At 64.2% G+C, this 23,515-nt stretch carries 18 protein-coding genes; 11 read left to right on the top strand and 7 right to left on the bottom strand.

Features of this window, described 5'->3' with window-relative positions:
* The first annotated feature begins 218 nt into the window (after positions 1 to 218).
* Positions 219 to 440 (top strand): DUF7455 domain-containing protein, encoded by a 222-nt coding sequence (locus HGO92_RS10730; RefSeq protein ID WP_074702574.1) that lies wholly within the window; start codon positions 219 to 221, stop codon positions 438 to 440.
* A gap of 99 nt (positions 441 to 539) precedes the next feature.
* Here the strand turns inward: HGO92_RS10730 and HGO92_RS10725 are convergent, their stop codons facing one another.
* The 4 genes from HGO92_RS10725 to HGO92_RS10710 all read right to left on the bottom strand — a co-directional run bounded on the left by HGO92_RS10725 (position 540) and on the right by HGO92_RS10710 (position 5,808).
* Positions 540 to 1,778, bottom strand: coding sequence for an RNA polymerase sigma factor (locus HGO92_RS10725; RefSeq protein WP_169994610.1), 1,239 nt, complete (start codon positions 1,776 to 1,778; stop codon positions 540 to 542).
* Positions 1,779 to 2,095: 317 nt separating this feature from the next.
* A complete protein-coding gene (locus HGO92_RS10720; protein WP_169994608.1) occupies positions 2,096 to 3,301 on the bottom strand; it encodes a DUF4192 domain-containing protein in 1,206 nt (401 codons plus the stop codon).
* 155 nt (positions 3,302 to 3,456) lie between these two features.
* A complete protein-coding gene (locus tag HGO92_RS10715) occupies positions 3,457 to 4,809 on the bottom strand; it encodes an MFS transporter (RefSeq protein ID WP_169994606.1) in 1,353 nt (450 codons plus the stop codon).
* Positions 4,810 to 4,860: 51 nt separating this feature from the next.
* The gene (locus HGO92_RS10710) at positions 4,861 to 5,808 is read right to left on the bottom strand and encodes a proteasome assembly chaperone family protein (RefSeq protein ID WP_169994605.1); all 948 of its coding nucleotides are present in this window, start codon (positions 5,806 to 5,808) and stop codon (positions 4,861 to 4,863) included.
* Positions 5,809 to 6,071: 263 nt separating this feature from the next.
* Between HGO92_RS10710 and HGO92_RS10705 the strand changes: the two genes are divergently transcribed.
* The 5 genes from HGO92_RS10705 to HGO92_RS10685 all read left to right on the top strand — a co-directional run bounded on the left by HGO92_RS10705 (position 6,072) and on the right by HGO92_RS10685 (position 12,270).
* Complete coding sequence (locus HGO92_RS10705; protein WP_169994603.1) at positions 6,072 to 7,601, top strand: leucyl aminopeptidase; 1,530 nt, start codon at positions 6,072 to 6,074, stop codon at positions 7,599 to 7,601.
* Between the two features lie 212 nt (positions 7,602 to 7,813).
* On the top strand, positions 7,814 to 9,196 hold the full coding sequence (gene lpdA, locus HGO92_RS10700; RefSeq protein WP_169994602.1) for a dihydrolipoyl dehydrogenase: 1,383 nt from the start codon (positions 7,814 to 7,816) through the stop codon (positions 9,194 to 9,196).
* Between the two features lie 119 nt (positions 9,197 to 9,315).
* Positions 9,316 to 11,088: a 2-oxoglutarate dehydrogenase, E2 component, dihydrolipoamide succinyltransferase gene (gene sucB, locus HGO92_RS10695; protein WP_169994600.1), complete on the top strand. Its 1,773-nt coding sequence runs from the start codon at positions 9,316 to 9,318 to the stop codon at positions 11,086 to 11,088.
* 173 nt (positions 11,089 to 11,261) lie between these two features.
* Positions 11,262 to 11,621: a hypothetical protein gene (locus HGO92_RS10690; RefSeq protein WP_169994598.1), complete on the top strand. Its 360-nt coding sequence runs from the start codon at positions 11,262 to 11,264 to the stop codon at positions 11,619 to 11,621.
* A 217-nt stretch (positions 11,622 to 11,838) separates the two neighbouring features.
* The gene (locus tag HGO92_RS10685) at positions 11,839 to 12,270 is read left to right on the top strand and encodes an OsmC family peroxiredoxin (protein WP_169994597.1); all 432 of its coding nucleotides are present in this window, start codon (positions 11,839 to 11,841) and stop codon (positions 12,268 to 12,270) included.
* 94 nt (positions 12,271 to 12,364) lie between these two features.
* Here HGO92_RS10685 and HGO92_RS10680 read toward each other — a convergent pair whose 3' ends face one another.
* The gene (locus HGO92_RS10680) at positions 12,365 to 15,823 is read right to left on the bottom strand and encodes a S41 family peptidase (RefSeq protein WP_169994595.1); all 3,459 of its coding nucleotides are present in this window, start codon (positions 15,821 to 15,823) and stop codon (positions 12,365 to 12,367) included.
* 91 nt (positions 15,824 to 15,914) lie between these two features.
* On the opposite strand from HGO92_RS10680, the gene HGO92_RS10675 reads away from it, so the two are divergent.
* The gene (locus HGO92_RS10675; RefSeq protein ID WP_169994594.1) at positions 15,915 to 16,817 is read left to right on the top strand and encodes a TIGR01777 family oxidoreductase; all 903 of its coding nucleotides are present in this window, start codon (positions 15,915 to 15,917) and stop codon (positions 16,815 to 16,817) included.
* A gap of 20 nt (positions 16,818 to 16,837) precedes the next feature.
* Here HGO92_RS10675 and HGO92_RS10670 read toward each other — a convergent pair whose 3' ends face one another.
* Positions 16,838 to 18,451 (bottom strand): protein kinase domain-containing protein, encoded by a 1,614-nt coding sequence (locus tag HGO92_RS10670; protein ID WP_169994592.1) that lies wholly within the window; start codon positions 18,449 to 18,451, stop codon positions 16,838 to 16,840.
* A 104-nt stretch (positions 18,452 to 18,555) separates the two neighbouring features.
* On the opposite strand from HGO92_RS10670, the gene lipB reads away from it, so the two are divergent.
* The 3 genes from lipB to HGO92_RS10655 all read left to right on the top strand — a co-directional run bounded on the left by lipB (position 18,556) and on the right by HGO92_RS10655 (position 21,156).
* Positions 18,556 to 19,269: a lipoyl(octanoyl) transferase LipB gene (gene lipB, locus HGO92_RS10665; protein WP_169994590.1), complete on the top strand. Its 714-nt coding sequence runs from the start codon at positions 18,556 to 18,558 to the stop codon at positions 19,267 to 19,269.
* Positions 19,266 to 20,279 (top strand): lipoyl synthase, encoded by a 1,014-nt coding sequence (lipA, locus tag HGO92_RS10660; RefSeq protein ID WP_169994588.1) that lies wholly within the window; start codon positions 19,266 to 19,268, stop codon positions 20,277 to 20,279. The genes lipB and lipA overlap by 4 nt, the downstream gene beginning before the upstream one ends.
* A gap of 118 nt (positions 20,280 to 20,397) precedes the next feature.
* On the top strand, positions 20,398 to 21,156 hold the full coding sequence (locus HGO92_RS10655) for a DUF4191 domain-containing protein (RefSeq protein WP_169994586.1): 759 nt from the start codon (positions 20,398 to 20,400) through the stop codon (positions 21,154 to 21,156).
* 78 nt (positions 21,157 to 21,234) lie between these two features.
* Here the strand turns inward: HGO92_RS10655 and HGO92_RS10650 are convergent, their stop codons facing one another.
* On the bottom strand, positions 21,235 to 21,672 hold the full coding sequence (locus HGO92_RS10650) for an RDD family protein (RefSeq protein WP_169994584.1): 438 nt from the start codon (positions 21,670 to 21,672) through the stop codon (positions 21,235 to 21,237).
* A 243-nt stretch (positions 21,673 to 21,915) separates the two neighbouring features.
* On the opposite strand from HGO92_RS10650, the gene glnA reads away from it, so the two are divergent.
* Entirely contained in the window at positions 21,916 to 23,340 is a 1,425-nt protein-coding gene (gene glnA / locus HGO92_RS10645) for a type I glutamate--ammonia ligase (protein ID WP_169994583.1), read from the top strand.
* Positions 23,341 to 23,515: the final 175 nt, after the last annotated feature.

The raw sequence follows: 23,515 nt of genomic DNA, 5'->3' as shown, positions 1-23,515 counted from the left end.
GGTTCCCCGGGCGGCCGCTTGCAAAATGAAGGACCGTTACTAGGCTAGTCCCCTTTAGCAGCACGGATGTGCACCTCTTCGGCCAGCGCGTCGGGGATCACAGCAGATCCTGCCCGTTACGTACATGTGATACGCGGTCAGCGAAAGTGATCGAAAGGTGCGAAGAAAACAGCCGATGCAGTGGTTGTATGGACATACACATTTGTAAGGAGGTCGTCATGACAACAGCAGTAGCTACCCGAGAACTGACCGCAATGGATCGTTGTGATCGCTGCGGGGCCCAGGCCTACGTCCGAGTTGTGTTGGAGTCCTCCGGGGGAGAATTGCTTTTCTGCGGACACCACGCCCGCCAGCACGAACCGCAGTTGCGTTCGAAGGCTGCCGAATGGCAGGACGAAACCGGCCGGCTTCGCGAGACGCCTGCCATGGCAGCGGAATAGGCTTCAGCAGTTCGTCTGTCGCACAGCCGATAACTGCATAAATAACAACGGCGCCGTCCTCCTTTCGGGGAACGGCGCCATTGTTATTGGCCGTGAAGATCAGTCCAGGTAATCGCGTAGCACCTGGGAACGCGACGGGTGGCGCAGCTTGGACATCGTCTTGGATTCGATCTGGCGGATCCGTTCCCGCGTCACGCCGTAGACCTTGCCGATTTCGTCTAAAGTCTTAGGCTGGCCATCGGTCAAGCCGAAACGCATGGCAACGACACCGGCCTCACGCTCGGACAGAGTGTCCAGGACGGAGTGCAGCTGCTCCTGCAGCAGAGTGAAGCTGACCGCGTCCGCCGGGACAACGGCCTCGGAGTCCTCGATCAGGTCACCGAACTCGGAGTCGCCGTCCTCGCCCAGGGGCGTGTGAAGGGAAATCGGCTCGCGGCCGTACTTCTGGACCTCAACAACCTTTTCAGGCGTCATGTCCAGCTCCAGCGCCAGTTCTTCCGGCGTAGGCTCGCGGCCCAAGTCCTGCAACATCTGCCGCTGCACACGGGCAAGCTTGTTGATGACCTCGACCATGTGAACGGGAATACGGATGGTACGGGCCTGGTCGGCCATGGCTCGGGTAATAGCCTGACGGATCCACCAGGTGGCGTAGGTCGAGAACTTGAAGCCCTTGGTGTAGTCGAACTTCTCCACAGCACGGATCAGGCCCAGGTTGCCTTCCTGGATCAGGTCCAGGAAAAGCATGCCGCGGCCCGTATAACGCTTGGCCAGCGAAACGACCAGACGAAGGTTGGCCTCGAGCAGGTGGTTCTTCGCTCGCTTGCCGTCGTGGACAATCTGCTCCAGGTCACGGCGCAGGCGGGTTTCCATGCTGCCGTCGTCCTTGGCCAGCTTCTCTTCGGCGAAAAGACCGGCCTCAATGCGCAGCGCGAGATCGACTTCCTGCTCTGCGTTCAGCAGCGCGACTTTACCGATCTGCTTCAGATAGTCCTTAACCGGATCCGCAGTGGCTCCGGCCGAAACTACCTGCTGGGCGGGGGCATCATCATCGTCCGCGTCGGAGTAGACGAAGCCGCCTTCTTTCCCTGCAGGCTTTGCGGTTTCGTCAGCTTCGTCGGCTTCGTCAACAGCGTCCGGCTCGGCGTCCTCATCCTCGACGTCTACGTCAGTCTGGTCCTCAGCGGCTTTTGCGGTCTTCTTGGCTGCGGGGCCCTTCTTGGCAGCGGCTGCACCTGGCTTGCGACCGCGGCGCTTGGGCGCGGCGGGAGAGGCAGAAGTCGTCGTGGCGGTAGCAGTCTCCTCCACGGGAACTGCAGCAGTCTTCTTCTCAGGTGACACAGAGAACCTTTCATACGGGCGGTCTGTGATGATACCTGTGGGTAACACCACTATGACCCTGTCAAGTCCGTGTTTGATTTCAAGCAAAAGCCACAGATGCAGGGTCTGCGATACATAACCTGCTCTGCGCCGCAGGTATTCCCATACTGGGCATACCCACTTGCAACACGAACCCGACCGGGTCTCGGTTCCCATTGTCTCACGTTTTCACCCCGCTCGTGAACGAACATTTGCCTTCCTCGCCCTGTCTTGCCGCGACCCCAAGGAGATGTCGGGGGCGGTGCTGTACTGGCTTTCACCGGGGCCGCGGCCCTCGGTCAGGCCGCTCGTTCCTCTGACCCGGACCACGATGAATCGCGGTCCATAGCCCAAACAGGCAGGTTGCCGGTCTCGACGAAGTCATTGAGCAGCCGGGCAAGGCTGTAGTCCGGAAACTCCTGCAGAACCATTTCCAATGCCTCGTGCGCCATGGATCCGCGGCCGCGAGCCCATTCAATCCAGGCCAGCAGAGTTCCGGCTGCGGCCTTGGACGGTCCCTCCGACCCGCAATAAAGACGTACCAGGAGATTCGCGGCCCTGTCCACCCTGGTCCATTGCGGCGCCTGCGAGGAATTCCCGAGCAGCACAGCATCGAAGATGCGCCGATATGCATCCAAAGTCTTACCCGGTTTCCACGTCGCACAAGGAAACGGGCCCGTCGGAGGCACATCCATGCCGGGCGGTTCGGTACCGGTCAGCACGCCGCAGCTCACTGCGCCTCCGTAAGCAGCGTCCAGCCCGCGGCAGATCAGCACGATCACCGCGTCGCGGACATGAAACGAAGTCAGGCTCGCTAGCAGGAAGGGAATCCGCTCCGGTCCGGGCCCGGTGCGGATGGCTGCGTCCCAGCAGAGCAGGGTCCGCCGGAACACCTCAGGTGAATTCCAGCTTCCCTCAAGCATCCGGAGGATTTCGCTGCTTTCGTTGCACACTGCAGTTGCAGACTCCGTGACGACCGCTCCCGAGCGGCGGAGAGCGACGGCCTGGCTCACGGACGGGGCGACGCTGCTCCCCCGGAAAATCATCTCCGCGTTGATGGTGCTTTCAGCGATACGCTCCACCGGGTGGCCGCCGGCCGGGCAGCAGCTTGGCCTCTTACAGTGGAGGCAGCGGAAATGTTCCGGACTCACAACCCACCCGTCCCGGACGGGCAGGCCGGCACCATCGAGTGAAGTCAGGAGCAAGTCCAAAAGGATTTCATATGGGGGAAACTGCACCGACCTTTCCAAGGCATCGGTGTACAACACCAGCATCGAGCTATCCGCCCGGCTGTCCTTGCGCAGGTAAGCGCTGGCAGCGTCGGCAAAACGCGCCAGTTCCTCCTCGCCGCTGTCCGTCGGGAGATCCAAGCGAAGGGTAGCCCCTAGCCGTTTGCCGTTCAGGGACAGCAGCACCAGGCTTTGCCGTGGTTGGAACTCCAGTGCGTGGGGTATGTAGCCAAGGATGTCTTCTGGTCGGGACACATGAATTGTTTGCTTGTTCATTCCCCCAATCTGGCCGGGCCCGATGCCGTCAGCCAGAGATCCACAGCGCGATGTGGAGCAGCCGGCATCGTGCTCCGCTTGTGGAGGAAGGGCCATGCGGACCGGATGCACGCCGTACAGGAGCCGTTGGGTCACATCCGGTGTGCGTCTGTGCTTTAGCGCCGGCCGGCGCCGGCATCGCGGCGGCGGTCCCGGCGTTGTTTGCGCAGCTGGCGTTGTCGGGCCAGTGCTACCCGCAGCGGCGGCACATCCTGGCCCTCTGCAGACATTTTGGCTCTGACCCTCCTGCGGATGGACAGGATGGCAGCGGTGCCGCCAGCCAGGAACAGGAACTGAACGCTCAAGGCAATACGGAACGAGTCCAGGGCGTAGAGCTCCCCCTGCGAGTAACCGCTGGCATACAGCGCATCCAGCACCACTCCAACGCAGAACATCACGAGCAGCGCGGAGACAAAACCGCCGACGTTGACAATTCCGGTTGCGGTACCGGCCCGGCTGACCGGATTGAACGTCCGGGCGAAGTCGAAGGCGATCATCGACCCCGGGCCGCCTACCGCCAGGACGAGAACCAGCACGACCAGCAGCCAGAAAGGCGCCCTCCCGGGATACAGCAATACGGCTAGCCAGGCGGCCGCCGTCGCGGCAATGATCAGCAGTACGAGCGAGGAACGGCGGAGCGGATGGCGGGCAACCCACCGTCCGAAAAACGGGCCACTGCATAATGCCACCGCCACGAAGACAGTCATCAGGGCCGAAGCTGCAGTCGGTTCCAGTCCCTGACCGGAAACCAGGAATGGAAATCCCCAGGTCAGGATAAATACGTTCCCGGCAAACTGCACCGTGAAATGCGACCAAAGCCCCAGCTGCGTCCCCGGTTGTTTCCAAGCCTGCGCCAGAGAGACACCGGTCTGCCGAAGTGTGGGCGGCAGGTCCTGCTCCACCCCGGAGGGGAAATTGCGGATGACAGTAGCCGCTAGGACGACGGATAAAACCGACAGAGCGGCCACAGAGAGGAACGCAGTCTGCCAGCCTTGCAGATTCAGCAGGGCCACGAATGGAATAACGCTGAGCAGCTGGCCCAGTTGCCCCAGCTGCCCGGTGAGCTGGGTAAGCAAAGGGATACGTTTTCCGCTGAACCAGATCGGCAGCAGCCGCAGCACCGAGACAAAGGTCATCGCGTCACCGGCGCCCACCAGCAGTCGGCCGGCCAGCCCTTCCGGAACGGAGGAAGCAAATGCGAGCTGAACCTGGCCAGCGCACATCAGAACTGCACCTCCGGTAATCATGAACCGAGGTCCGAACCTGTCCACCATAAGACCCACGGGGATCTGCAGGCTTGCGTAGACCAGGAGCTGCACCACGGTGAACGTGGACAGCGCCGCGGCGGTGGCATCAAAGCGTTCAGTGGCGTGCAAGCCAGCGACCCCAAAGGAGGTGCGCTGGGTGATGGCGACGAGGTAGGCGAAGACGCCTGTTCCCCATATCCACCAGGCGCGCCGCGTATCCATGCCTCTTATTATTGATGCGCTCCGGGCAGAAGACTAATTACCGAACGCGCCTCAGTCGGTGGAGTCAGCGCCCGGTTCAGGACCGCGGTGCGTATCCGGAAGGCCGGCGAGGAAGGCTTCTACTTCGGCACCGAGCTCTTCGGCATCCGGAAGCTCGTCATTATCCTTGGTCAGCAGTGAGCGACGCGTCTCGTGTTCGGCGTACTTGTCGTAGCGCTTTTCCAGTTTGCTAACCACGTGCTGGACTTCGACAGATTCATCAACCTGCCGCGCTATTTGAGCCTCCACCTCGCGGCCGGTCTCGCGCAACCGGTCGCTGGGCAGGACCAGCGAAGCAGCTGCGCCCAGATACTCCATCGCCGTCACGGCAGCCTGCGGATACTCCGCCTCGGCTAGGTAGTGCGGGACGTGGACGGAATAACCCGTGACATCGTGCCCGGCTTCAATCAAGCGCACCTCCAGCAGGGGACCGATGGCTGCCTGCAGCTGGGCGGTTGGCTTCCAAGCCGTAATACCGTCAATGAGCTCCGGCCGGTTTCCGTGGACCGTCACACCGAGCGGACGGGTGTGGGGCACGGGCATGGGGAGCGCCTGCACCCACGTCACCAGCCGGACTTCAAGCCTTTCCACCAGGGCGATCACGGCGCGCGTGAAGCGTTCCCACTGCAAATCCGGCTCGGCACCAGTCAGGAGGAGAAACGGCTGGCCCATCCCGTCGTGCAACCGGTACAGCTCGATCTTCGGCCGCTCGTAGTCTGTGAAATGGTCGCCCACAAAGGAAATCTGCGGCCGCTGGCTCCGGTAGTCGATGAGCTGGTCCGCATCGAAGGACGCAATGAGTTCGGAATCCAACTGCTCCAGCAGTTCTTCCGCGAGTTGGGACACCACATGGCCGGCTTCGGCAATTCCGGTAAACCCCATGACCAGGTTGAGACCACGCAATTCCGGCGAACCAATCAGTTCGGCATTTGTGCTGAACAATGAATTAGCATCGAGCATCCTGTCCTCCGTTCTGATTGGTCGGATTGGGCGCACACTGGCGCAACTATCTTTTGTATCAGCGCAGCCGCTGGCGAAATAATTCCGTGGCTCTGCCGAAGCGGCCGGAACCGGAGCTGCCCGCATCGGAATCAGCGCCGTTCCGTCAGGTTCCGGCGCATCAAAGCCTCTACGGACTACTGTAGACACAACGCTACGAATGGACGCATCGGCCGGGGTTGGCCCGCCGGACTCCTACTCAAGACAAGTGAGGTCAGCACTTCGTGATCAGAACCACCGAGCCCAGGATCAATGCCACGGCCAAGGACGTCCGAAAGATCCAGTGCGATGCACTGGTGGTGGGGGTGGCCCAAGATTCATCCGGGCCAGTCCTGGTGGGCAGTCCGCTCCATGGCAAAGCAGCCCAGGCACTGAACGACTCCTTGGCGGTACTGGGCATCACCGGCGCCACCGATGAAGTCCGCAGACTGCCTGGCCTGCCGGAGCTCAATGCCGAAATCCTGGTCTTGACCGGTCTGGGGAAGATGGAAGATGGTCTCCCCCCGTCCGAGGAAACCCTTCGCCGGGCCGCCGGATCGGCGGTGCGCCAGCTCGGCGGGATCTCCAGTGTGGCCCTGGCCCTGCCTGCCGAGACACCGGCCGCCGCGGCTGCCGTGGCAGAAGGCGCGGCGCTGGGCGCCTACTCATACAACGAACACCGCAGCGGCTCCCACTCCGGGAAACGGCCCGAACACATCGAGACGGTCACCGTGCTGAGCCCTGCGGCAGGCGAAAAGACCGTGACTGCAGCCGTCAAACGTGCGCAGATCATCGGCCGTGCAGTCAATGCCACCCGCACCCTGGTCAACCAGCCGCCGAGCCACCTCTATCCGGAAACGTTCGCCGATGCCGCCACGGCGCTGGCGAAGGATCTGCCGGTAAAGGTGACCGTGATGGATGAGAAAAAGCTGGAAAGCGAAGGCTTCGGCGGACTCGTGGGCGTCGGCAAGGGCTCTGCCCGTCCGCCGCGCATGGTCAAGGTGGAGTACTCCCCTGCCCGGGCGAAGATCAAACTCGCCTTCGTCGGCAAAGGCATCACCTTCGACTCCGGCGGTCTGTCGCTTAAGCCGGCCAACGGGATGGTGACGATGAAGTGCGATATGGCGGGGGCCGCCGTCGTACTTAATGCTTTGCTGGCCATTGCCGAACTGGGCCTGCCGGTCAAGGTCACCGCCTGGCTGTGCCTGGCCGAGAACATGCCGTCGGGGCACGCCCAGCGGCCATCGGACGTCATGACGGTGTACGGCGGCAAGACGGTCGAAATCCTCAATACCGACGCCGAAGGGCGGCTCGTGATGGCCGACGGCCTCGCTGCGGCGAGCGAGGAGGCGCCGGATGCGCTGATCGACGTCGCCACGCTGACCGGTGCCCAGATGGTTGCGCTCGGCAGCCGGGTTTCCGCCGTGATGGGCGAGGACGGTGTGCGGGATGCAGTCAAGGCTGCAGCGGACCGGGCGGGCGAGTTGTTTTGGCCGATGCCCCTGCCCGAGGAATTGCGCTCCAGCCTGGATTCGCCGGTGGCCGATCTGGCCAATATGGGCGAAAAGTTCGGCGGCATGCTCACGGCGGCCATCTTCCTGCGCGAATTCGTCGGCGAAGTCAATGGGGAAAAGATCCCGTGGGCGCACCTGGACATTGCCGGCCCCGCATTCAACGAGGGCGCGGCGTACGGCTACACGCCGAAGGAAGGTACCGGCGTCGCCGTCCGGACGCTGGTAGCTTATGCGGAAGACGTGGTGGCAAGAGCCCGTTAAAGCGGGTCACCTTTTGCAGGCGTCACCCCGCATCTAGCCGTCAATCACACGGTGGAGTGAATCCGCGCACATTGCGGTCCGGATTCACCTTCACCAAGTAGATGATGGTAGCTGGGTGACGCTAAGGTGATCAGAAAACACCTAGAAATTCACTTCACCCAATCAAAGTCGACGTGCGGACGCACGTCCTGACACCCCGAGGGAGCGTTCACGTGGCCGATTCGGCAACTGCGCAAGAATTCGACATCCTGGTACTCGGCGGCGGCAGCGGTGGATATGCCGCCGCTTTGCGTGCCGTACAGCTGGGTTTCACCGTAGGCCTGGTTGAAAAGGGCAAGCTGGGTGGCACCTGTCTGCACAACGGCTGCATTCCCACGAAGGCGCTGCTGCACTCCGCTGAGTTGGCCGACCACGCGCGCGATTCCGCCAAGTACGGCGTGAACGTGACCTTGGATTCGATCGACATGAACGCTGTAAAGGCCTACAAGGACGGCATCGTCGCCGGCAAGTTCAAGGGTCTGAGCGGTCTGATCAAGATGAAGGGCATCACCGTCATCGAGGGTGAGGGCAAGCTCACCGGTAAAGACACCGTCGAGGTCAACGGCACCACCTACACGGGCAAGAACATCATTCTGGCCACCGGTTCCTACTCGAAGACCTTGCCCGGCCTTGAGATCGGCGGCAAGGTCATCACCTCCGACGAAGCGCTGGAAATGACGGAGCTGCCGAAGAAGGCAGTCATCCTCGGCGGCGGCGTCATCGGGGTCGAATTTGCCTCCGTCTGGAAGTCGTTCGGCGTGGATGTCACCATCGTCGAAGGGCTGCCCTCGCTGGTTCCGAACGAGGACCCGTCGATCATCAAGGTCCTGGAGCGTTCCTTCAAGAAGCGCGGCATCAAGTCCAACACCGGCGTCTTCTTCGAAAAGGTAGAGCAGAACGACGACGGCGTTGTCGTCACCCTCGCCGACGGCAAGACTTTCGACGGCGACCTGCTGCTCGTGGCCGTTGGCCGCGGTGCGACCACGTCGGGCCTGGGCTTCGAGGAAGCCGGCCTCACCGTGGACCGCGGATTCGTCATCACCGATGAGCGCTGCCACACCGGCGTCGGCAACATCTACGCCGTCGGCGACATCGTTCCCGGTGTCCAGCTGGCCCACCGCGGGTTCCAGCAGGGCATCTTCGTCGCCGAGGAAATCGCCGGCAACAACCCGGCCATCGTTGAAGACATCAATATCCCGAAGGTCACTTTCTGCGAGCCCGAGATCGCCTCCGTTGGGCTCAACCAGCCGCAGGCTGAAGAGAAGTTCGGCAAGGAGAACGTCGAAACCGCCGAGTACAACCTGGCCGGCAACGGCAAGAGCTCCATCCTCGGCACCAGCGGCATCATCAAGATGGTCCGCCAGAAGGATGGCCCCATCGTCGGCATGCACATGATCGGCGGCCGCATCGGCGAGCAGATCGGTGAAGCGCAGCTGATCGTGAGCTGGGAAGCCTACCCCGAGGACGTCGCTGCCCTGATCCACGCACACCCGACCCAGAACGAAGCCCTCGGCGAGGCCGCCATGGCCCTCGCCGGCCGGCCGCTTCACGGTTAGCCATACCCCCGGTTTAGTGCGCTCCGTCCTGAGGCGGGGTGCACTAAGCTCAAAACCAGATTCCCCAGCCCGACCAGAGCTGGACCGGAGAAAACAGATTTAAGGAGAACGGGGACGAAATGTCTGAAACCGTGAACTTGCCCGCCCTCGGTGAAAGTGTCACCGAAGGTACCGTTACCCGCTGGCTGAAGCAGGTCGGTGACCGGGTAGAAGTAGACGAGCCCCTGCTCGAAGTTTCCACCGACAAGGTCGATACCGAGATCCCGTCCCCGGTTGCGGGTGTCATCGAGGAAATCCTCGTCGCCGAAGACGAAACTGCGGACGTCGGCGCCGCGCTGGTCCGCATCGGCGACGGTTCAGGTTCCGGCGATGCTGCCCCGGCCGAGGCCGCTCCGGCTCAGGAAGCTCCGGCTCAGGAAGCTCCGGCTCAGGAGGCACCGGCCCAGGAAGCTCCCGCCGAAGAGGCTCCGAAGCAGGAGGCTGCTCCGGCTGCCGAGTCCGGCGCAAAGGGCGCGTCCGGCTCGGGCGAGGGCACCGAGGTCACGCTCCCCGCGCTGGGGGAAAGCGTCACCGAAGGCACCGTCACCCGTTGGCTGAAGCAGGTCGGCGATGAGGTAGCCGTCGACGAGCCGCTGCTTGAGGTCTCCACGGACAAGGTCGATACCGAAATTCCCTCCCCGGTAGCCGGTACGCTGCAGGAGATCCGGGTGAACGAGGACGAGACCGCCGAGGTCGGCTCCGTCCTGGCCGTCATCGGCTCCGGCGCAGGCGCCCCCGCCCAGGCAGCTCCGGCAGAGGCCGAGCCCGTTGCCGCCGCACCTGCGCAGCAGCGCGAAGAGCCGGTCGAACAACCCGCTCCGGCCAAGGAAGAAGCTCCCGCCAAGCAGGCAGCGCCCCCCGCTCCTGAGAAAGCACCGGCAGCCCCCGCCCAGGCCGAGCCTGCCGAAGCTGCCGGCGGTTCCGACGCCGGGTACGTGACTCCGCTGGTGCGTAAGCTGGCCAACCAGCACAGCATCGACCTGTCCTCCGTGAAGGGCACGGGTGTCGGCGGGCGTATCCGCAAGCAGGACGTGCTCTCCGCTGCCGAGTCGTCCAAGGCCCCTGAAGCCCAGGCCGCCCCGTCGGCAGGCAAGGCCGCGGCGTCCGCTCCGGGTGCTGCCGGTGCCGGCAAGCGCGGCACGGTGGAGAAGGCCCCGCGCATCCGCCAAGTCATTGCCCGCCGCATGCGCGAGTCGCTGGATGTTTCCACGCAGCTCACGCAGGTCCACGAAGTGGACATGACCAAGGTTGCCAAGCTTCGTGCCAAGGCCAAGAACTCCTTCCAGGAGCAGAACGGCGCCAAGCTGACCTTCCTGCCGTTCATCGCCAAGGCAGTCGCGGAAGCGCTCAAGCAGCACCCCAAGCTGAACGCTTCTTACGACGAAGAGAAGCAGGAAATCACCTACCACAACGCCGAGCATCTGGCGATTGCAGTGGACACGGACAAGGGCCTGCTCGTGCCGGTCATCAGCGACGCCGGAAACCTGAACCTGGCCGGTCTTGCCGGCAAGATTGCCGATGTTGCGGACCGCACGCGGACCAACAAGATCGGCCCGGACGAGCTGTCCGGCGGCACGTTCAGCATCACCAACATCGGCAGCGTGGGTGCCCTGTTCGACACCCCGATCATCAACCAGCCGCAGGTAGGAATCCTCGGCACCGGTGCGATCGTCAAGCGCCCGGTGGTGGTCTCCGACGCGAACGGCGACGACTCGATCGCCATCCGCTCCATGATGTACCTGTCGCTGACCTACGATCACCGCCTGGTCGACGGCGCCGATGCAGGACGCTTCCTGCAGACGCTGCGCACCCGTCTGGAAGAGGGAGCCTTCGAAGCTGACCTCGGTCTCTAGCCGGATCTGGACAACGACGGCGGCGGGTAGCGTTCCAGCGAACGTCACCCGCCGCCGTCGTCGGCTTAACGGCCATGGTCCTGATGGGTTCTTACTACAGTTCGTAGAAAGTTTGGCTGCTGCTGCTCCGTGGCGCGGCGTAATCCCAGCTCAGAGCCGATAAGCTAAATGCCATGGAGATCCTTTACAGCATTTTTGTCTTTCTGCACATCGTAGGTGCGGCCATGATCGTGGGCATTTGGATCGGCAACATGAAGAAGCCGACCGTCCACCCGCGCCAGTTCGACGGCGCCATGCTCCAACTGATCACCGGCGTCATCATGATGGGACTTATCCCGGCCATGCCCGATGACTTCACTGACCCCAACTACGTCAAGCTCGGCATCAAGCTCGTCATCGCCCTCGTTGTCGGCGTGCTGGCCTTCATCGGCCGCCGCAAGTACAAGGCCAATGAACCCATCTCAACCGGCCTGGCACATGCAGTAGGCGGTCTGGCCCTGCTCAACATAGCCCTCGCCACCCTCTGGAACTGATCCACGGGCTTTATCCAACGGCCAGCATCCCTCTGCGGATGCCGGCCGTTGGCATGCCGGCCGTAACTTTTCCGTTGTCCGTCGCTGCGTTCCACCCCGGACGCAATGTGGTGGCAAACGATTCTGCCGCACCCTAGGATGAAGACGACGGCACCGGCCAGTGGCCGCTGCCCGCCCAGTAGGATCATCCGAATCAGTTCCGACCCAAGGAGTGCACATGGCTACAACCCGCTCGGCCCACACCGTATGGAAGGGCGACCTTTTCACCGGATCCGGCCAGACGTCCCTGGACACCTCCGGCCTCGGCACCTACGACGTGACGTGGGACGCCCGCGCGGAAAAGGCCGAAGGCAAGACCAGCCCTGAGGAACTCCTGGCCGCGGCCCACGCCACCTGCTACTCGATGCAGTTCAGCAACATGCTCAAGGAAAACGGCACCACCGCCGAGAGCATCAAGACCTCGGCTGCAGTGGATTTCGTGCCGGGCACCGGGATTACCGAAATCCGCCTGACCGTGGACGCAACCGTCCCGGGCATCAGCAACGATGATTTCCAGCGCCTGGCGACCGGCGCCAAGGACACCTGCCCGGTATCGGGTGCGCTGGCTTCGGTTCCCAGCATCACCGTCGAAGCAACGCTGGCCAGCTAGCTTGCTGCTTTAGCGCATCAACTGCTTTAGCGCATTAACTGAAGGACCCCGGTGCGTAATCTGCACCGGGGTCCTTCACTGTTCAGAGCGGCTTTCAGCCGACGTCCTGCGGGCGCCGCGGCAGCTTGCCGGGCCGGAGCGAACGGTACCCGGACAGTGCCGGCGGCCGGTCGGTCGACAGTTCTTTCAGCATCTCCTTGAGGATACCCACGCCGTGCTCCAGTTGCGGGTCCTCCCTCGCGGCGTAGGCGTGCGGCGGATACGGCACCTCGATGTCCGGTTCCACACCGTAATTCTCCACGGTCCAGCCCACATCCTGCGTGAACCAGAAGGCATACCGCGGCTGGGTAACGCCGGTGCCATCGGCCAGCGAGAACCGGCCGTCGATTCCCACTACGCCGCCCCACGTCCGTGTGCCGACCACCGGGCCGATGCCCCGAAGCTTGGCGACCTGCGTAATGATGTCCCCGTCCGAACCGGCATATTCATCCGTGAGTACGACGACGGGGCCTCGCGGGGCGTGGGCCGGATACGTTCCCGGCTGCTCACCCCGGGCCAGGTTCCAGGCGGTGACCTTGCGTCCGATCAGCTCCGCCACGAGCTGGGAGGTATGTCCGCCCCGGTTGCTGCGCACATCGATGATCAGCGCGTCCCTGGTGGTCTCCACATCCAGGTCCCGGTGTAGCTGCGACCAGCCGCGGGCCACCATGTCGGGGATGTGCAGGTAGCCGAAGCCCCCGCTGGAAGCCTCACGCACGGTCCGCCGGTTTCCGGCCACCCAGTTCTGGTACCGCAACCGTTCTTCATCCGCTACGGGCACCACGGCGATCCGGCGTTGTTTGCCAGGTTCCTGCGTCTCGGGTCCGTTGATGATGGTCAGCTCCACGGTCTTGCCCGCGGCTCCCACCAGCAGCGGTCCCGGACCGCTGCGCCGGTCCACCGGGATGCCGTCCACGGCGGCGATAATGTCGCCGTTCCTGACCCCGGCACCGGGTGCATTCAGCGGGGAACGTGCCAGCGGGTCCGATGACTCGCCTGCCAGAATGTTCTGTACGCTCCACCCGGCGTCCGTGCTGACGATATCTGCGCCGAGGAGCCCTTGCTTGCCGGCCCCGGGCTCGGTCACGGGTGCGGGAGTGACGTAGGCGTGCGACGTACCCAGTTCGCCGTGGAGCTCCCACAGCAGGTCCACCAGGTCGTCGTGCGAGCCGAGGCGTTCCACCAGCGGACGGTACTGCTGGTAGACCCCGTCCCAGTCGAGGCCCGCCATGTCCTCGGCCCAGAAGAAGTCCCGCTGCAGCCGCCAGGCTTCGTCGAAGGCCTGGCCCCACACCTTCAGCGGATCCAGCAGCAGTCGGATGCGGCTCAGGTCCACCTCGACGCTGTCCGGCGCGTCGTCCTCGACCTTGGCGGCTACCGGCACGGCCCGGACCTGCTTTTTGTTCAGGTACACCAGGTGCTTGCGGTCCCCGGACACGGCGTAGGATTCCAGCGCCGGTACTAAAACGCTCACCTCCCGGCGTGAGATGTCGAACCGCTCCAGCCTGTTTGGCTGGTCGGGATCTTCCGTGGATGCCCGGCCTTCACCTGTGACCCCCGCCGCGTCCGTGGCCAGCCACAGCAGTGCTCCGTCAACCGCGGCCAGGCTGCTGTAGCGGCCTTGCGGCACCGGGATGGGAATGATCCTCGCCGGCAGCTGCAGCGGGTCGACAACAACCGCCGGAACTCCGGCCGGCCCGTCAGGCTCTGCGCCGACCTCCGGCGCAGGCTCGGGGACAGTGCCGTGGACCGCCGGGCCGAACGGCGAGGGGGTCACGGAGTCCAGCGCCACCAGGAAGGGTTTGGTGGACTGCGGAAAGCTCAAGTCGAAGCTGTGCGTGTCGTAAACCGGGTCGAAGCTGCGCTCCGAGAGGAACGCCGCAAACTTGCCGTCCGGGCTGAAGGCCGGTCCGTGGTCCCGGAAGCGGCCGTCGGTGATGTCCAGGACGCCGTCGCCACCGGAGGCGGTGACCTCCGCCAGCCTGAGTTTGGTCCGGCTGCCCTCGGACGACACCGGTTCGGTCCACATGAGCCACCGCGAATCGGGCGAAAAAACCACCTCATTGATCGCGCCATGGCCGGTAGAAGCTACTTCGCGCAGCTCGCCGGACTCTGCCTCGAGCACCAGGAGCTGTCCGAATTCGGTCGCCACGGCCGCCAGCTTGCCATCGGGGCTTGCGGAAATGGTGCTCACGCGTGTGGGGTCGGCAAAGTCGATGCGCCGAGTGCCGCTGAGGCGGCTGGCTGCCTGCTTCGGCGGCGTTCCGCCGTCGTTCGCTGTTTCATCCGTAGAAATGGACGACGGCGCTGCTGGCTGGGGGTTCGCCACCACGTCTGAGGCGGAGACCGGCCGGGGCAGGGCTGCGTCCGCTTCCGGTTCGGGCGTTTTGGGCTGCGCGGACTCCCCCGGATTGGCGACCGGGAGATCCTCGAATACGCGGCGGAGGCAGAGCGCCTCCACGCCGTCGTGGTCTGCGGCGTAAATCACCGTGTCCGTACCGAGCGGGCGGGCCAGCCTGGCGCGGACGCCGGGGGTAGCTTCGACTACGCGCGAGGGTCCGTCGCGGTGGGTGAGCCAGTGGATGGTTCCATGGCTTTCCACCACCGAGGCCATACCGTCCTGGTTGGGAACGGCGGCGGCAAGGTGCCGGGCAACGTCCAGCGGCCGCGGACGGCGCGAGGTCGATGCCGAACCGAGGCTGATGTCCAGCTTCTTGGGTTCATCACCGAGCGACTCCACCAGCCAGAGTTCGCCGGCGGATTCATACACAATCCGTTGTCCGTCGGTGGAGGCGTGCCGGACGTAGAACTCCTCGTGATCGGTATGCCGGCGGAGGCCGGAACCATCCGGCGCGACGGAGTAGAGGTTGCCGTAGCCTTCATGGTCGCTGAGGAAGGCAATGCGGCCGCCGATCCACATGGGGTCCGTCAGGCTGCCGTCCAGTTCCACCGCCAGACGCTGGAATTCGCCGGATCCGTCCCGGTCGATCCAGAGTTTTCCGGCGGTCCCGCCGCGGTAGCGCTTCCACCAGGCAGGCTCCCGGGACAGCACGCTGCCGATCACCACGGGACGCTCATCACCGACAACGGGTCCAAAAGCAATCGAATCGACCGGACCGAATTTCAGCACCTCGGCGACGGAGCCGTCCAGCGGCACCGCGTGCGCCCAGGTATGGCGGGATTCTTCACGCTGGTGGGCACTAGTGACGATGACGTCGCCGCCCGAGGTAAAGCCCTTGACCCGGGTGGAGGCGTGGCCCCAGTACGTCAGCTGCCGGAAGCCGCCGCCGTCCACGGCAGCTACGACAGCCTCTGGCGCGCTGCCCTGCACCACGCTCCACGCAATATGCCCGCCATCGGGCGAGAAACGCGGGTTCCGGGCAGGAAGCCCCAGCGACGAGATCCGCCAGGCCCGGCCGCCCTGAAGCGGTGCCACCCACACATCGTCCTCTGCCACGAAGGTGACCAGCTCGGCGTGGACGTGCGGATAGCGGAAGTAACTCGATGAAGTCATGCTTCGATCTTAACCATCCCGCTGCGGCAGTCAGGTCGGTGACTTGCCGCAGGCCGTTCCCCAACTGGTTATTCGATGATGTGATGGGCAGATGAAGATCCTCATTTCCGGCGCGTCCGGACTGATCGGCAAGGCGCTGGCCGGGCACCTGGTTTCCTCCGGACACCGAGTTGGCCGGCTGGTCCGTCGCCCGCCGCGCGGTGAGGGCGAGTTCGAATGGGATCCGGCCGCCGGCCGTCTTGATCCGAGGGTCGTCGCCGGCCACGATGCTGTGGTCAACTTGTCCGGTTCACCGTTGCGGGCGCGGCCCTGGACCAGGTCATCCCGCGAGCAGTTGTATTCCTCCCGCATTGCCAGCACCCGCACCCTCGCCGGAGCCATCAACCGACTGGAGAACCCACCGAAGGTCTTTATCAGCCAGTCCGGTTCCGGAATCTATGGGGACCGCGGCGATGAGGTCCTCACGGAAGAATCCGCTGCTGGCAGTTCGCCCGTGATGGCGGATGTTTGCCGGCGTTGGGAAGAGGCAGCACTGCAGGCCTCGTGTCGCACCATCGTGACCCGTACCGGCGTGGTGCTGACACCCCACGGTGGAGCCCTCCCACGGTTGCTCCTGCCGCTCAGATTGGGCCTGGGCGGCCCGCTCGGTTCCGGACGGCAATGGTGGCCGTGGATCACGCTGGCCGATGAAGTACGCGCCCTGGCTTTCCTGCTCGAATCGGGGCTGTCCGGCCCCGTCAATGTGTGCGCGCCGGCTCCGGCCCAGGTGGACCAGTTGGTGTCCGTCCTGGCGGCCGAACTGCACCGTCCCTCGATGGTCCGCGTCCCGCAGAAGGTGTTGACCACGGTTCTGCCCGGCCTGGCTGAGAACATTATCCTGGCGAGCCAACGCATGCTCCCGGAACGTCTTGAGGCCGCAGGGTTTGAGTTCGGCCAGGCAAACCTGCGGGGCGCCGTCCGTTGGATCCACGACGAGTTGGGCCGCCGCGGCTGAGTCGGCTGGTCCCTGCCGTGTCAGTCGCCGTCGCGGACTTCATCAATCAGCCACCTGCCGTCCTGGCGTTCCAGCACCAGCAGCAGCGGCTGCCTCTTCGCCTCCGTCACGGACCGGACGAGGCCGCCGCCGGCGTCGCGCTGCTCAAAAGCAGAGGTGCTGATCGTGGCTTCGACCACCGCTGAAGTTCCGGTAACGGACACCGTCCGGATGTCCTCCGCTTTGGCTGCGAGTCCGCTGAACCAATGCTCCAGCGAGGCCAGCGTGGAAATGATCTCCGTGTCCGCCGCCATGGGAGCGGACCCGGCGACGTTGACGTCGTCCAGAAGGGACACATCCCTGCTCCGCAGTGCTTCCGTGCGCAACCAGGCCAAGGCAGCAACGGCAACGGCTGGATCATCCGCTGTAGCTGCCTGCACCAGCTCTTCGGGCAGCGGACGAGCGGCCGGCGGCCCGGTTGCGTCGGCTGTGGCCCCGCCCGGGGCCGACGCTGCTGCGGCCTGCGCAGCCGGATCTCCGGGAATGTCTGTTGCCTCGGACCCGACGAGAAGGTTTCCCGAAAAAACGGCCAGCGCCAGGGCAATCGCCAAGGAAGCAACAGCTACAAGGACGCGGCCAAGGGGAGCTTTGCCCCCGCGGGTCGACACGGCAGTGGCACGCCGGACTACCTGCGGCTTCCGGAGGCTGCCCGGCTTTATTACCGCCAGCGGCTTGCGCAGCTTGGCTCCGAAGGCTTTCCGTTTCTTGCTGTCCCGGGCAATCCGCCGGGTCAGCAACTGCGGGGCCACCGACGGGTGTACGGCGGCGGACAGGTCCACCGGCGCCGAGTCCGCGGTCCGGTAAACCCGGCGGGCGAACTCTTCCGCCTCCGGCCGCTGTGCGGCAGCATCCGCCAGTGCCGCTTCCAGCAACTCAACCAACGGCAGCGGCACTTCCGGCACCATGACATTCAGTGGCGGGCGCTGGGCAGTGGCTGCCGGTACCCGTCCGGTGAGCATAAACCAGCCCAGCGCGGCCAGCGCGTAGATGTCCGCCTCCGGCTCCAGCCGTTGCCCGGCATCCCCCCGCCTCGGCGACGATGGACGGAATCCCGGCGTCCCGCCGTCGTCGGCCCGGCGGCTACCCAGAGCCCGGCCGATGCCGAAGTCCGCCAGCAGCGGTTTGCCCATCGAGGTAAAGAGGACATTGCCGGGCGAAACGTCGCCATGGGTCCGGCCGCCCGCATGCAGAAACGCCAGGGCCTGTGCGATCGGCGTCAGCACCGTAACTGTTTCGGCCACGGACAAGGGGCCCCGGGCGGCAATGACCGACGACACCGATCCACCCGCGGCGTATTCGAGCAGCAAGCCCGGCCCGGCGTCCGTCTCCACGTTACGGAAGACCTGCAGCAGATGGTCGTGCCGCAGTCCGTCGGTCAGCAGGCGCTCCCGATCCGCCTCCGGACGGGCATCGCCGTGGGGATTAAAGACCTTCAGCGCGTATTCGTGACCGCCGGATTCTTCCGCCACCAACCACACGGCGGCCGAAGAGCCGCTGCCGAGCCAGCGTTGCACCCGGAATCCGGGTACCTGCGGCCGGGCCGGCTCATCTGCGGGGCTGCTGTCGCCGGCATGTGCCGGGTGCTGAAGCATCATGGTCCAGATTTACTACAGCCGCCGTTCCGCTGCAGAAGTTATCCACACCCAGGGGCCCTTCACACAAATGGAGCCACCACGGGCACAAGGCGTAGGCTGTCGCCATGAGCCTTGAGTTTTCCCGAATAGGGTTTGCCCCCGACTTCGTCGACTACCAGGAAGGGTGGGACCTGCAGCGTCGAATCCACAGTGATGTGGTTGCCGGCACCGCTGAGGGCCAAGTCCTCCTGCTGGAACACAGCCCTGTTTACACGGCCGGCAAGCGGACCGAAGAACATGAGAAGCCGTTCGATGGCACGCCCATCATCAATGTGGACCGCGGCGGCAAGCTGACCTGGCACGGCCCCGGGCAGCTGGTCGGTTATCCGATCCTCGCCTTGCCGGACCCCACCAAGGTTGCCGACTATGTGGACATTCTGGAGCAGGTCCTGATCAACGTGCTCGCCGACTTTGGCATCGACGGATGCAGGATCGAAGGCCGTTCCGGTGTCTGGATCAAGGGTGACGGCGACCGACAGGACCGCAAGATCGCCGCCATCGGCATCCGCGTCAACCACCGTGTGACGATGCACGGCTTCGCCCTGAACTGCAATAATGACTTGGCCCCTTATGCGCAGATCATTGCCTGTGGCATCACCGACGCCGGAACCACCAGCATGAGTGTGGAAGCGGGACGCAACATCTCCCCCGCCGATGTTGCCGGCCGGGTCGAAGAGGAACTGAACAAGTACGAGGCATCGCTGGTCAAACCGGCCGGACTGCCCGAGAACACCGCCAACACAGCTGGCATCAGCCAGCCCGAAGGAGCCCTGAAGTGACTCTCGCCCCCGAAGGACGGCGTCTGCTGCGCGTCGAAGCCCGGAACGCGGCCACCCCGGTCGAGCGCAAGCCGGACTGGATCAAGGCCAAGGTCAACATCGGCCCCGAATATGTCAGCATGAAGAACCTGGTCAAGAAGGAAGGGCTGCACACGGTCTGCGAGGAAGCCGGCTGCCCGAACATCTTCGAGTGCTGGGAAGACCGCGAGGCCACCTTCCTCATCGGCGGTTCCGAATGCACCCGCCGCTGCGACTTCTGCCAGATCGACACGGGCAAGCCCTCCCCCATCGACATCCTGGAGCCCACCAAGGTGGCCCAGTCGGTCCAGCAGATGAACCTGCGCTACGCCACCGTCACCGGCGTAGCCCGCGACGACCTGGCCGACGAAGGCGTCTGGCTCTACGCGGAAACCATCCGCAAGATCCACGAGCTGAACCCGGGCACCGGCGTCGAAATCCTGATCCCGGACTTCTCCGGCAAGCCCGAGCACATCAGCGCCATCTGCGAGACCAAACCCGAGGTGTTCGCCCACAACGTCGAGACCGTGCCGCGCATCTTCAAGCGCATCCGCCCGGCGTTCCGCTATGAACGCTCCCTGGACGTCATCACCCAGGGCCAGCAGCACGGCATGGTCACCAAGTCCAACCTGATCCTGGGCATGGGCGAAACCCGCGAGGAAATCTCCGAAGCGCTGGGAGATCTGCACCAGGCCGGCTGCGACCTGATCACCATCACCCAGTACCTGCGGCCCACCGAACGCCACCACCCGGTGGAGCGCTGGGTCAAGCCCCAGGAGTTCGTGGAGCTGCAGGAAGAAGCCCTCGAACTCGGCTTCCTCGGCGTCATGAGCGGCCCGCTGGTGCGTTCGTCCTACCGGGCCGGCCGGCTCTGGGCCACCGCGATGCGCAAGAAGGGACGGGAACTGCCCCCGGAACTCGCCCACATCGCCGAAGGCATCGAAGATTCCGGCGCCACCCGGCAGGAAGCCGCCAGCCTTATTTCCCGGTAGCGCCGCCCGGCTGCAACTTTTCACCCGAGGGGGTCCGGACGCCGCAGTGCCGGGCCCTCTCGCTGTGCCCGCGCCACGGCCAAAATTCCGGCCGGCTTCACGATAGAATTGAGTCATTATGGCCAATAGCACCGATTCCGACGCAAATACCAAGCGTGGTCTCTTCTCACGCAAGCCCAAAGCCGAGAAGCCTGCCAAGGCGAAAAAGGGCCCCGGGCGCCTGAAGCAGATCGGCCAGGTCTTCCAGATGACCCGGCGCAACGATCCCAACGTAGTCTGGCTCATGCTGCTGGCCTTCCTGGGCATCGTAGCCATTGGTCTGCTCATCGGGTTCCTGATCAACAACTGGGTCACCCTGTTGATCATCTCCGTCCCGCTGGGCCTGCTCGCGGCAACCTTCATCCTCTCCCGCCGTGCCGAACGCGCCGCCTTCGCCCAGATCGAGGGCCAGCCGGGTGCTTCCGGTGCCGCCCTGAGCGTGCTGCGCCGCGGCTGGATCCTGCAGGAACAGCCGGTGGCAGTCAACCCGCGGACCCAGGATGCAGTCTTCCGTGCGATCGGCCGCCCCGGCGTCATCCTCGTGACCGAAGGCCCTTCAAACCGAGTCAAGACCCTGGTGGACTCCGAGCGCCGGAAGCTGAACCGCATCCTGCCCAACGTGAAGGTCCACGTCATCGAAACCGGCCGCGGCGAGGGCCAGGTTGAATTGAGCAAGGTAGCCAAGAAGGTCCAGAAGCTCAAGAAGGAACTGACCAAGCAGGAAGTGCATGCCGTGGACAAGCGACTGCAGGCCCTCGGCAGCAACAAACTTCCTATCCCGAAGGGCGTTGACCCGTTCAAGGCCCGTCCGGACCGCAAGGCAATGCGCGGCCGCTGACCCTTCCAAGCCAATAACGACGGCGGCGCCTCACCTTTCCAAGGTGGGGCGCCGCCGTCGTTTGTCAAGGTTTTTGGACTACATACGGACCAGGACGGTGCCCATCGCGCGGTCGTGCAGGCCGCGCTGATCGGCATCGAAGACTACGGCGGGAACAACCAGACAGAGCAGCACGGTACGAACAACGGCCACGAGCGGTCCGGCGGCAGACCCGTCCAGCTTGCGCACCTGGATGCCAACTGCGCGGTGGCCAATGCTGTAGCCGAGCGTGCTGACCAGCAGCAGTTGTTCAATGGCAAAGATCAGCAGAATGCTCAGCTCGTTGCCGTCGAACAGCCAGGCGGCGATGAGATAGCACAGGATCCAGTCGATCATCAGGGCAATGACACGCCGGCCGAGGCGGGCGATCGAGCCAGGGCCGCTCTGGGGCAGTCCCAACCGCTGGCCGGGCCACTGTTGCTCTTTAGAGGGAGGCGGCCCTTCGAGCCAGGAACCAAGGTCTTTTCTGCTTACCACTCCTCTAGCCTACCGACCTCCGCGCGGGACCTGGTCGTGACGGCGGCCGGAAGTGACCTGTGTAACGTCGTCTGGGTGCGGACGCTATCACCGCGCTAGGCTTAGGGGCACATCGATTAAGTAACCTGCCGGAAACAATCGCGACACCAAAGGGAAATTCCCTGCTTCTACATTAGTAACTGTTGCTGGCGCCTGTGTTGCAGCCGGCAGGTACCCCCATGAATGCGTAAGGAGCATGACCCGATGTTCAAGAATGCGGACGAGGTCCTCAAGTACATCGCCGACGAAGAAGTAAAGTTCGTCGACATCCGATTCACAGACCTGCCAGGCGTCCAGCAGCACTTCAACGTGCCGGCTAAGACCGTTGACGCGGAATTCTTTGTCAACGGCCAGCTGTTCGACGGTTCCTCCATCCGGGGGTTCCAGGGCATCGCCGAGTCCGACATGCAGCTCATCCCCGACGTCACCACCGCGTTCATCGATCCTTTCCGCGTGGAGAAGACCCTTGCGCTGAACTTCTCGATCGTGAACCCGCGTACCGGGGATCCGTACCACCGCGACCCCCGCGGCGTTGCCGAGCGCGCCGAAGCATACCTGGCGTCGACCGGTATCGCGGACACCGCTTACTTTGCGTCCGAAGCCGAATTCTTCATTTTCGACGACGTACGTTACCAGTCCAGCCCGGAGCACTCCTTCTACAAGGTGGATTCCGTCGAGGCCCACTGGAACAGCGGCCGCAAGGAAGATGGCGGCAACCAGGGCTACAAGACCCCGGTCAAGGGCGGCTACTTCCCCGTCGCCCCGACCGATAAGCAGGCGGACCTGCGCGACGCCATCTGCGTCGAGCTGGACGAGGTAGGCATCGAAGTTGAGCGCTCCCACCACGAGGTCGGCGCTGCCGGCCAGGCGGAAATCAACTACAAGTTCACCACGCTGACCCATGCCGCCGATGATCTGCTGAAGTTCAAGTACATCGTCAAGAACGTCGCCGACGCCTGGGGGAAGTCCGCCACCTTCATGCCGAAGCCCGTGTTCGGCGACAACGGCTCGGGCATGCACTGCCACCAGTCGCTCTGGAACGGCTCCGAGCCGCTCTTCTACGACGAAAAGGGCTACGCCGGCCTGTCCGACACCGCCCGCTGGTACATCGGCGGCCTGCTCAAGCACGCTTCGGCCGTGCTGGCCTTCACCAACCCGACGGTGAACTCCTACCGCCGCCTGGTCAAGGGCTTCGAAGCGCCGGTAAACATGGTCTACTCGCAGGGCAACCGCTCCGCCGGAATCCGCATCCCGATCACCGGTTCCAACCCGAAGGCCAAGCGTCTCGAATTCCGCGCCCCGGATCCCAGCTCCAACCCGTATCTGGCCTTCGCCGCGCAGCTGATGGCAGGCCTGGACGGTATCCGGAACCGGATTGAGCCGGCCGACCCGATCGACAAGGACCTCTACGAGCTGCCTGCCGAAGAGGCCAAGGACATCCAGAAGGCTCCGGGATCCTTGGAGGAAGCACTCGAAGCCCTCGAAGCCGACAACGAGTTCCTGCAGGCCGGCGGTGTGTTCACCCAGGACCTGATCGACACCTGGATCGCCTACAAGCGCGAGTACGAGATCGCCCCGCTCGCCGCGCGCCCAAACCCCTACGAGTTCGAGCTCTACTACGGCTGCTAACTAGGTTTCGCGGCAGAAACACGGTTAATTTGCAGAGAGTCCGCACGAGCGGCCAACACTTCGGTGGCGGCAGCGCGTGCGGACTCTGCTTTGTTCACCGAACATTCATCCCAAGCCCACCCCAAGCACAGAGGGGCACACTGGAGATCCACGCCAGTTGCATCACTCCCAGGAG

It is taken from the genome of Crystallibacter degradans (assembly GCF_012952295.1).
Taxonomy (GTDB): domain Bacteria; phylum Actinomycetota; class Actinomycetes; order Actinomycetales; family Micrococcaceae; genus Crystallibacter; species Crystallibacter degradans.
The sequence above is the reverse complement of the archived record's forward strand: the minus strand, read 5'-3'. Positions and strand labels throughout refer to the sequence as shown.